Raw genomic sequence first — 10620 nt, forward strand, 5'->3', positions numbered from 1 at the left:
GGGTATACCATTGCGAACGATTTAACGGCGCGGGATTTACAATCTAAACACCAACAATTTTTCTTAGGTAAAAGTTTGAAAGGATCATGTCCGATGGGTCCATATTTGGTAACGAAAGATGAAGTGCCTGAGCCACAAAGTTTATCGATTGTTACGAAAGTAAATGGTGAAGTGCGTCAAAATGGACACACAAAAGATATGATTTTCACTATAGAAGATTTAATTGCTGAAATCTCATCACTTGTGACACTTGAACCAGGTGATGTGATATTAACTGGTACCCCTTCAGGAGTGGGTAAAGGCTTTAATCCACCAAAGTTTTTAGCAACTGGAGATACCGTGAAAGTAGCGGTTGAAGGTATAGGGACATTGGTCAATCGATTCGAATAAAGATAATTGCCCGGGAAATATCGACAAGCGGTAGCCTAAAAAAGTTTATTAGAACCGTAGATATGATATTCTAGAATAGAACAACAAATTAGATGAGGTGACGATTTTGGATTTTTTAGCTAACACGGATTTACACATTACGACTTGGGTAATCGGAATTATTTTATTCTTTGTCGCAGTTGCAATGAAAAACGGCAGTAAAGGCCAAAAAATAACACATATGATATTACGCTTATTTTACGTGTTAATTCTATTAACTGGTATATCGCTATTTATTAAAGGTATGGATTTCGATATGGGCATGTTATACGGATTTAAATTAATCGGTGGCGTTCTAATTATCGGAATGATGGAAATGATTTTAGTTCGTATGAAAAAACAAAAACCGACAACAATGTTCTGGGTTCTATTATTTATCTTCTTATTCATCACGATGTTCTTAGGATTCAAATTACCAATGGGCATTAACTTTTTAGCTTAGTACTTTTTTGAACCACTTTACTCCTTATGGTTGGAGTAAGGTGGTTTTTTAATTGATTTGAAAGTGAGCGATTGCTCAGTTGGAAGAATGGACTGCCAAGTTGGAAATTTTGTCGTCCAAGTTGGAAAAATCGGTTCCCAAGTTGGAATTAGGGTGAAAGTTTCTCAACAAAGTGGATAATTTCACAGTATTGACGTAAATCAAAATGAATTCTTCGTTAATCATGGCGAGGCTCAGAAGTGTTTGGTAAAATTACGAATGAAGATTCGTAGAGGAGGACCTCCCGTGAAGACAGAAAAATGGATGCTGATGACGATTATTTTGACTCTAATTGTTAGTATGGTGTCACCGTTAACCACACAAGCAGCAGCAAAAGAAACGATAGAAGATGAAAGCATATATGATTTGTTAGTCGATCGATACTTTAATAAAACGATTGAAAATGATTTTGAAGTTGATACACAAACACCTGGAGCATTTGCAGGCGGAGATTTCATGGGAGTGGTCGAAAAACTGGATCATATTGAAAAGCTAGGTTTTACCATGATTTCTCTAGGACCAGTCTTTTCAACTGAAACCTATGACGGAAAACGTGTATTGGATTATGAGAAGTTAGAGCGACATTTTGGTACATCTAAAGAATTAAATACGTTAATCGACAAAGTTCATCAAAAAAATATGAGTGTTATTGTTGATTTCCCAATACAAAATGTAAGTTCAAAACATGTCTTTACATCTAATGAGGACAATGATCCTTGGATTATAGAAAATACTGATGGTACCATTTCATTTGATTTCTCGAATGAAGACGCTCAACAAGCTATTCTTAAATCTGTTTTATCATTTGTGAAACAATATAAAGTAGATGGCCTTCGACTGACGGCTATTGAAGATGTTGATACAGATTTTTTAAATACCATAATTGATGCGCTTAAAGAAGAAAATGAAGACTTTTATGTCTTAAGCAATGAACCAAGTGAAGCACAATTTGACGCTAAAGTTTCAACTGAACAAGAAGAACAGTATCGTCATGCATTTAAAACTGTCGATAATGAAATAGAAATAGCAGTGCCATCAAAAGACAAACCAGTAATACAACAAATTGATTCACTTAATTCTCGCCGATTTACAGCGGATGCAGCAGATTCAAATATGTTCCCACCCACTCGATTTAAAATGGCAATGGCAACAATACTATCTATTCCTGGTGTGCCATTAATGACGTATGGTTCTGAGATTGCAGTAAATGGTGAAAAACCACCGGAATCACACCCGCTATTGGATTTTAATACAGATGAAGAATTAGTTGAATTTATTGGGGATGTCCAGAAACTCCGAAATGGTTCATCGGCTCTTCGTACTGGGTCAATTGAAATGTTGCATAATGAAGCGGGATTAATGATTTATAAACGATCGAATGAAAAGGAATCTTGGATTGTGGMTATAAACAATACAGGGGGTACTCAAAGCTTCGACTTACCAAGAGAAGTCATTGGTGATAACAAAGAGCTTACAGGCTTATTTGAAAGCGATATTTTGAGACAAAAAGATGATGGAACTTACAAACTTGTGTTGAGTCGTGAAATTGCCGAGTTTTATTTGGTCAAAGATAAAAAAGGATTCAATAAACCCTATATGGCAGCACTAGTTCTTGTGTACGTTCTGTTTCTAGTCTTTATCTATCTTGTTTGGAAAAAAGGAAGACAAAAGAAACGTGACGAAAGTTTGAAATAAAGAATCGCTTAATATGGTAATTAATGGATATTTTGAAGTGATTCGCGCGTAGTCGACAAAGAACCGCTCATAGTCGACACAAATCCGTGCTTAGACCACACCACAACTATAGAATAAAAAAATCGCTTGAGACTGTTAAAGTCCCAAGCGATTTTATTTTGCTCGGTATCCCGCCATGTTCACTGGATCTTTTGGTGATGAGTATGGTGGAGCATAAGCTAATTCTAGTGCTTGTAGGTCATCCATTGTAAGACCTGCATAGATTGCAGTTGCAAGGACGTCAATCCGTTTGTCAACGCCTTTACCGCCAACTACTTGTGCTCCTAATACTTTACGAGTTGGAGAATCATAATGAATTTTCATGAATATTTTCGCATGATCTGGATAATACCCGGCATTCGAATGTGCTGTTTGGACAACACTTTCATATTTCATATGACGTTCAATTAACGTTGCTTCATTTAATCCTGTTATTGCGACTGATTGAGTAAACACTTTACAAATGGATGTACCAAGTAATCCTTTAAAAGGAATATTGTCGCCTGTAATATGACGAGCCACAATGTAGGCTTGACGGTGAGCTGGCCATGCCAAAGGAACGCGTTTAGCATCGCCTGTAATAAAATCGATGTTTTCTGCAGCATCACCAATTACATAGATAGACGGATCATTTGTTTGTAAATATAGGTTTGTGACAATTCCACGAGTTTCACCAATTGTTAACTGTGCTTTTTCTGCTAGTTCGGTACTTGGAGAGACACCGACACTCATTAAAATAAAATCAGCTTGTAGTTTTTCTCCTAAATCGAGGTCGAGGTTTTGACCATCAGCTTTGGTAATGAAATTCCCTTTAAAAAGCTTCACACCATGTTCGAGTAATTCCTTTTCCACTAGAGCAGAGCTATCGGGATCCATAATGTTCATCACCTGTGGAGATTTTTCTACTATGGATACCTTTATGCCGAGATTGGCAAGATTTTCTGCCATCTCTAAACCAATAAATCCTGCTCCAACGATGACACAGCTTTTGGGTTGTTCCGTTTTGATATAATGATTAATTTTCTTCATATCGCTGAAGTTTCGTAATGTGAACATTGTGGTGCTATCTAGGCCCGGTGTTTTTGGAATTATTGGCTTTCCTCCAGGTGATAATATAAGGACATCATATGATTCTTCAAAAGTCTGTTGTGTTTCTAAATTTAACACTTCAACCGTTTTTTGATTTCGATTGATGCTTATTACTCGATGTTTTAAACGAACATCAATATTTTTTTCTTTTTTAAATTTTTCAGGCGTTGCTGCAATTAGTGAACTTTCATCTGTAATCTCGCCACCGATAAAATAAGGCATTCCGCAAGCTCCATAAGACATGGTTTCATCTTGTTCATACATGACGATTTTTGCTTCTTTATCATAATAACGAATTTGGGAAGCGACAGTAGCGCCTCCAGCAACAGCGCCAACGATAACGATTTTTTTCATGTATATACGCTCCGTTTCCTATGACGGTAATTGATTTGAAAAATACACACCTAATGTTCCAGGTCCAACATGGGCACCAATTACGGATCCGATTATATGAATTTCAATTTGTTTTGGATGGAATGTGTCTTCAATCATAGCTTTCATTTCAAGTGCAAATGCTTCATCATCCCCATGACTGATAGCGATGGTTTGTTCATGAAGCCTTTCGCCTCGTTCTTCCATGATTTCAAGAATACGTTTTAAGACCTTTTTACGTCCTCTTAACTTTTCAATTGGCACAAGCTTGCCGTTTTCCACGTGAAGTAGGGGCTTAATATTTAACAATCCCCCGATAATCGCAATTGTTTTCGTGACTCGTCCACCACGAGCCATGTAATCTAAATCTTCAACTGTAAATAAATGTTCCATATGTGTAGCTTTAAAAGAAATAATTTCCACGATTCTCTCTATAGGTTCACCAAGTTGTTGTAAACGAACTGCTTCTTTTACAAGTAATCCATACCCAAGTGAGGCACATTTTGAATCAATAATGGTTAACTTTAAATTTGGAAACTCTTCTTTCACTTGATCTCGAATCATGACCGCCGTATTATGAGTTCCAGAAAGTTCAGAAGAGAAAGCGATATAAAGACCTTCTTCTCCGGACTGTGCCATTTCTTCAAAAAGCTTCAAGAATTGTTCCGGTGATGCTTGAGAAGTTTTTGGTTGTTGTCCTTGTCGAATTTGTTCATATACTTGTGTAGAATCAATCGTCATTACATCCAAGTATTCTGTTTCACCAATATGAACCCGTAATGGAATCAATGTTACCGGATTTTTTTCAAAATAAGATTTCGGTAAATCACAGGCACTGTCGGCAAATATTCTCATCTTTTTCCCCCCCGGAAATTTCTATTTCTATAAGTTTAATCGCTCTTGTAAGAATTCTGCAATACCATCTTCATTATTTGAGGCAGTTACTTCATTGGCAATGTTTTTCAGTGGTGAAATGGCATTTCCCATTGCGACACCAGTGCCAGCATATTCAATCATTTCCAAATCATTATCTTCATCGCCAAAGGCAATAATATTTTGTTGTGGAATGTTTAAGTGTTTTGAAACGTGAGCGAGTCCAACGGCTTTATTAAGACCACTTCGTACAATTTCAATAACATGCCAAGGTGCGCCCCATCGTCTATGATCGATGACTTCAGCATGTACATCGTGAAGATGCTGACGAATTGAAGGTACATCATGTTCATTTGCATGAATTAGTAAACTAGTCGGATCGGTTTTTAAATAATTGCGGATGTCTCCGGTTGTGACATGTGGTTTTCCAAAGCTGAAAATATCAAGTAATTTTTCATCGTGATAATGCAGATAAACATCATCCATCACTTCTGCAATAATGTTATAAAATTTATAGTCGTGAATGGCATCGATCACTTCATTTACGACTCCAAGATTAATGGGCTCATGAATTGGCTTCCAAGTGGGATCTGTTGGATGATGAACAAAAGCACCATTAAAATTCACGATTGGCGTTTGCATTTTTAATTGATGGTAATAAACTTCACTTGCACGGTATGGACGTCCAGTAGCAATCATGATTTCATGACCGTGTTCTCTAGCCTTAAAAAGTGTATGTAAAGTCTTTTCTGAAATGACTTTTTCATCTGTTAATAAGGTTCCATCTAAATCTAAAACGATTAAATGAGGTTGCATAAATGTGGACTCCCTTCCTACTTTAGTAAAGTGTATCGTCACAACCCGCTATTAGTCAAAAAAAGGTAACTTCAATTTTGAAATTTGCCTTTTGTTTTGCTAGGATAATAAGTACACGATGCAAAGGAAGTGGAAGTATGAAGGTTGAAAATGAACGGTGGGGACATATTCCACTATTACATGTATATAAAGAATCAGAAAAAGATATACAAGTACCTGTTGTGATTTTTCTACATGGCTTCACGAGTGCAAAAGAGCATAATTTACACTACGCCTACCAATTAGCAGAAAAAGGCTTCAGGGTTTTACTACCAGACGCCCATCTACATGGCGAAAGACAGGAACCTCTCGATGAAGTCCAATTATCATTACGATTTTGGGAAACGATATTAACTTCCATCGAAGAAATCAATATATTGAGAAATGAGCTCATTAATAGAAATATAATTTCAGGTGATACTAAGATTGGGCTTGCTGGAACTTCCATGGGCGGCATTATTACGTTAGGTTGTTTAAACGTGTACCCTTGGATCGATACTGCGGCTGTAATGATGGGTTCTCCTGGATATGTGCAATTAGCCAAAGCGCAAATGTCTCAGTTTGAATCTCGTGGCTTTAAATTGCCTATAACAGATGTTGAACGTAAGCAAATGTTTGAAACGTTACGTAAATTCGACATTACACTGAACCCAAATAAATTAAATGGTCGTCCTATATTTTTCTGGCATGGGATGCAAGATAATGTGGTTCCGTACGAGCCGACTTTCAACTTTTTCAATGCGTTAAAGAAATCGTACGTACATGATCCGCAACGTTTTCAATTTATGACCGATAAAACGGCAAGCCATGCTGTTTCTAGAAAAGGGATGCTCGCATCCACGGATTTCATTGCACACTATTTGTCTGAATAAGAAGCATTTGTTATGATGGACTTATACGAAAGTTGAAAGGGGTATGAACATGGAGCAAGATATGCGCGATAGCATGATGGGTGCACTAGAAAACGTGATTGACCCTGAACTAGGTATTGATATAGTAAACCTTGGCCTTGTCTACGATGTCGAGTTGACAGAAGACGGTTTTGCAGTTGTCACTATGACATTAACATCACTTGGTTGCCCAATGGGACCTATGATTGTCGATATGGTTAAAACTTCTTTATATGAATTACCAGAAGTAAAAGAAGTCGATGTCAAGATCGTATGGACACCAGGTTGGTCAAAAGACAATATGTCTCGGTACGCAAAAATGGCACTAGGTGTTAGATAATAAACTAATAATGCTCCACTTACTGTGAATTATCAGTGAGTGGAGTTTTTTTTTGGAACAAATGAGTGAAACCAATAAAAACCAAGGTGCAGCAGAATTCCAACAAGCGAGTTCAATATTCTTTACAGATTTAATTGTGAAATCGTATAATTAACTCAAAGGTCAGAAAAGGTCAAACTAAGGAGTGTGTGAATATGCAGCAACAACAAGAACAAAAAAAACCATTAGAATTATACGGTCGTAATTTAGTGGAATTAGCTAGAAGTGGAAAGATGGACCCTGTTATCGGTCGTGATCAAGAAATACGTCATGTTATTCGAATTCTTTCAAGAAAAACAAAAAACAATCCGGTTCTTATTGGAGAGCCAGGTGTAGGTAAAACTGCGATTGTTGAAGGATTAGCACAGCGAATCGTGCGTAAAGACGTACCAGAAGGCTTAATAGAGCGTGATATTTATGAATTAGACATGAGTTCACTCATTGCTGGGGCAAAGTATCGTGGAGAATTTGAAGAACGATTACAAGCGGTATTAAAAGAAGTGAAAGACAGTGAAGGGCGTATTATTCTTTTCATTGATGAAATTCATACCATTGTCGGTGCTGGCAAAACAGAAGGGGCTATGGACGCAGGGAATATGTTAAAACCTATGTTAGCAAGAGGTGAATTGCATTGTATAGGTGCAACCACGCTTGATGAGTACCGTCTATATATCGAAAAAGACAAAGCATTAGAACGTCGCTTTCAACAAGTATTAGTTCGGGAACCTTCAGTTGAAGATACCGTATCCATATTGCGCGGATTAAAAGAACGTTTTGAATTACATCATGCGGTTCGAATTCATGACCGTGCAATCGTCGCAGCCGCACAGTTATCGGATCGTTATTTAACAGAACGGTTTTTACCAGATAAGGCAATTGATTTAGTCGATGAAGCTTGTGCGATGATTCGAACTGAAATCGATTCAATGCCACAAGAACTTGACGAAGTGACTCGTCGGATGATGCAACTTGAAATCGAAGAACAAGCATTAATGAAAGAAAAAGATCAAGCAAGTCAACAACGTTTAGCTAACTTGCGTAATGAGCTTGATGCTTTGAAATCTTCTACAGAATCGATGCGTAACCAATGGACGACAGAAAAAGAGTCTCTTCACCAAATTCAAAAAAAGCGCGAGATCTTAGACACATATCGTCGTGATGCAGAGATTGCTGAAAACAGTTCTGACTATAAAACAGCAGGTGAATTGCGATATGGCAAGATTCCGACACTTGAAAAAGAAATTGTAGAACTTGAAGCGGAACTTGAAGCGACTTCAGAAAATCGCTTGCTTCGCGAAGAAGTGACATCAGAAGAAATTGCTTCGATTGTGTCTCGTTGGACTGGAATTCCTGTTACGAAACTTGTCGAAGGAGAGCGTGACAAACTTCTTCGTCTGAAAGAAACATTACAAGAAAGAGTAGTAGGTCAAGATCAAGCAGTCCAGTTTGTTACGGAAGCAGTTTGGAGAGCACGTGCAGGTATTAAAGATCCATCAAAACCGATTGGTTCTTTCTTATTCCTTGGGCCAACTGGAGTCGGGAAAACAGAACTTGCGAAAGCATTAGCTGCCAACTTGTTTGATTCAGAAGATCATTTCATTCGTATTGACATGTCTGAGTACATGGAAAAACATAGTGTGTCTCGACTTATTGGAGCACCTCCAGGATACATTGGGTACGAAGAAGGTGGCCAACTAACGGAAATGGTTCGACGCAATCCATATTCAGTGGTCTTACTTGATGAAATTGAAAAAGCTCACCCGGATGTCGCAAATATTTTACTTCAACTTTTAGATGATGGACGCATCACTGATAGTCAAGGACGTGTGGTCAACTTCTCTAATACTGTGGTAATTTTGACATCAAATATTGGTTCTCAATATTTACTTGAAGGTGGCGATCAAGCAGAATCATTAGTAATGTCAGCTCTTCGCTCACATTTCAAACCAGAATTATTAAACAGAATGGATGAAATCGTATTATTTCATTCGTTAAATGAATCCCACTTCACTGCAATTACAGAGAAGTATTTAGCTCAATTGGCAAACCGTTTGAAAGAACAAGAAATTAGCGTAACTTTCACATCACAATTAATTGATTGGGTTGTACTTGAAGGAACAGATGCAACGTTTGGTGCGCGACCTTTACGTCGTTTTATCCAGCGACATGTCGAAACCGCTGTTGCAAAAGCTTTACTGGGTGGGGAATTAATCCCAGGGAGTATGATTGAAGTAACCGTTGTGAATGGTGAAGTAGAAGTATATGTGAATTAAAAAAACGGCCTCTCTGAAGTAGTAACTTCAGTAGAGGCCGTTTTTAATTTTAGTGGTTTTCGTGAACCACTGGCTCGTCTGGTAGAATTGCAGAAATTACGAAAATAAGAACTGCAAAGGCAAGCGAAAGAATTGCACCTAATTGAAAATCAAATGGTACAGCTGAAACTGAACTTACTACATAGTTAAGCGTAGTAACAAGTAGAAATGACCAAATAAATGTGATAATAAATTTCATATTGATTCACCTCGAGACAGACTATTTACTTTTACCATCATATCATATGCTTCCACTGAGACAAAGAATCTTTTAGCATTCTCTGTAGAAGTTTGGCAAATTCATGACGATGTGTTGAAATATCAACAAAAATTCGTTATTATTATTACCAGGTACTAATATAAGATGATAAAAGAAATGAGGGTGTCTCATGAGTGTGGGGATTATCGGTTTAGGTAGATATGTACCAGAGCGAGTGGTTACAAACTTTGATTTAGAGAAAATAATGGATACAACAGATGAATGGATTCGTACACGTACAGGTATAGAAGAGCGAAGAATTGCGGACGATGATGTTAATACCTCAGATATGGCGTATGAAGCAGCAAAAGACGCTTTAAGAGACTCTGGCATAGAAGCACATCAAATCGGTTTAATTTTAGTCGCGACGGTTACACCAGATCAACCATTTCCAAGTGTATCCACGATGATACAAGATAAATTAGGAGCAAAAAATGCTGCTGCGATGGATATTTCAGCTGCATGTGCAGGTTTTATGTATGGCGTTATTACAGCAAAACAGTTTGTTGAGTCAGGCACATACCCATATGTTTTAGTAGTGGGTGTGGAAAAACTATCAAAAATCACGAACTATGATGATCGTAATACGGCTGTATTATTTGGAGACGGAGCTGGAGCAGTTGTCGTTGGTCAAGTTTCTGAAGGACGCGGTATTTTATCATTCGAACTTGGAGCTGATGGTTCTGGCGGAAAACATTTAGTGCAGAATGGACCTTTCCTTGAAATGAATGGACGTGAGGTGTTTAAATTCGCTGTGCGTCAAATGGGCGAATCAGCGGAAAATGTAATCGCTAAAGCTGGTTTATCAAAAGATGAAGTAGATTTCTTAGTGCCTCACCAAGCCAATATTCGCATTATGGAATCTTCTAGAATACGACTTGGATTGCCTGAAGAAAAAATGTCAACTACAATCAAGCAGTTTGGTAATACATCTGCAGCTTCCATTC

Annotated in this window: 11 protein-coding genes; 7 read left to right on the plus strand and 4 right to left on the minus strand. The window is 37.7% G+C overall.

The annotated features are described in order from the left end of the window. The 3 genes from AC1DOS_RS13765 to AC1DOS_RS13775 form a co-directional block, all read left to right on the plus strand. A partial coding sequence (locus tag AC1DOS_RS13765) for a fumarylacetoacetate hydrolase family protein (RefSeq protein ID WP_477537960.1) occupies positions 1-390 on the plus strand: 390 nt, incomplete at its 5' end. A 106-nt stretch (positions 391-496) separates the two neighbouring features. Further along, complete coding sequence (locus AC1DOS_RS13770; protein WP_108584214.1) at positions 497-871, plus strand: YisL family protein; 375 nt, start codon at positions 497-499, stop codon at positions 869-871. Between the two features lie 285 nt (positions 872-1156). After that, a complete protein-coding gene (locus AC1DOS_RS13775; RefSeq protein WP_477537961.1) occupies positions 1157-2605 on the plus strand; it encodes an alpha-amylase family glycosyl hydrolase in 1449 nt (482 codons plus the stop codon). A 153-nt stretch (positions 2606-2758) separates the two neighbouring features. On the opposite strand, the gene AC1DOS_RS13780 is transcribed toward AC1DOS_RS13775, so the two are convergent. Genes AC1DOS_RS13780 through AC1DOS_RS13790 form a run of 3 tightly spaced genes read right to left on the minus strand, consistent with a single transcriptional unit; the run spans position 2759 to position 5794 of the window. Beyond that, positions 2759-4087 (minus strand): CoA-disulfide reductase, encoded by a 1329-nt coding sequence (locus AC1DOS_RS13780; RefSeq protein WP_477537962.1) that lies wholly within the window; start codon positions 4085-4087, stop codon positions 2759-2761. A gap of 18 nt (positions 4088-4105) precedes the next feature. Beyond that, positions 4106-4960, minus strand: coding sequence for a DegV family protein (locus tag AC1DOS_RS13785; protein WP_477537963.1), 855 nt, complete (start codon positions 4958-4960; stop codon positions 4106-4108). Between the two features lie 27 nt (positions 4961-4987). Next, positions 4988-5794, minus strand: coding sequence for a Cof-type HAD-IIB family hydrolase (locus AC1DOS_RS13790; protein WP_477537964.1), 807 nt, complete (start codon positions 5792-5794; stop codon positions 4988-4990). A gap of 137 nt (positions 5795-5931) precedes the next feature. On the opposite strand from AC1DOS_RS13790, the gene AC1DOS_RS13795 reads away from it, so the two are divergent. From AC1DOS_RS13795 to AC1DOS_RS13805, 3 genes are all read left to right on the plus strand, one after another. After that, the gene (locus tag AC1DOS_RS13795) at positions 5932-6705 is read left to right on the plus strand and encodes a prolyl oligopeptidase family serine peptidase (RefSeq protein WP_477537965.1); all 774 of its coding nucleotides are present in this window, start codon (positions 5932-5934) and stop codon (positions 6703-6705) included. A 49-nt stretch (positions 6706-6754) separates the two neighbouring features. Then, complete coding sequence (locus AC1DOS_RS13800; protein ID WP_108584223.1) at positions 6755-7063, plus strand: metal-sulfur cluster assembly factor; 309 nt, start codon at positions 6755-6757, stop codon at positions 7061-7063. 194 nt (positions 7064-7257) lie between these two features. Further along, a complete protein-coding gene (locus AC1DOS_RS13805) occupies positions 7258-9375 on the plus strand; it encodes an ATP-dependent Clp protease ATP-binding subunit (protein ID WP_477537966.1) in 2118 nt (705 codons plus the stop codon). Between the two features lie 49 nt (positions 9376-9424). On the opposite strand, the gene AC1DOS_RS13810 is transcribed toward AC1DOS_RS13805, so the two are convergent. Beyond that, complete coding sequence (locus AC1DOS_RS13810) at positions 9425-9613, minus strand: YjzD family protein (protein ID WP_108584226.1); 189 nt, start codon at positions 9611-9613, stop codon at positions 9425-9427. Positions 9614-9803: 190 nt separating this feature from the next. On the opposite strand from AC1DOS_RS13810, the gene AC1DOS_RS13815 reads away from it, so the two are divergent. Beyond that, the coding region (locus tag AC1DOS_RS13815) for a beta-ketoacyl-ACP synthase III (RefSeq protein ID WP_477537967.1) at positions 9804-10620 on the plus strand (817 nt) is incomplete at its 3' end.

It is taken from the genome of Paenisporosarcina sp. P5_A11 (genome assembly GCF_056400705.1).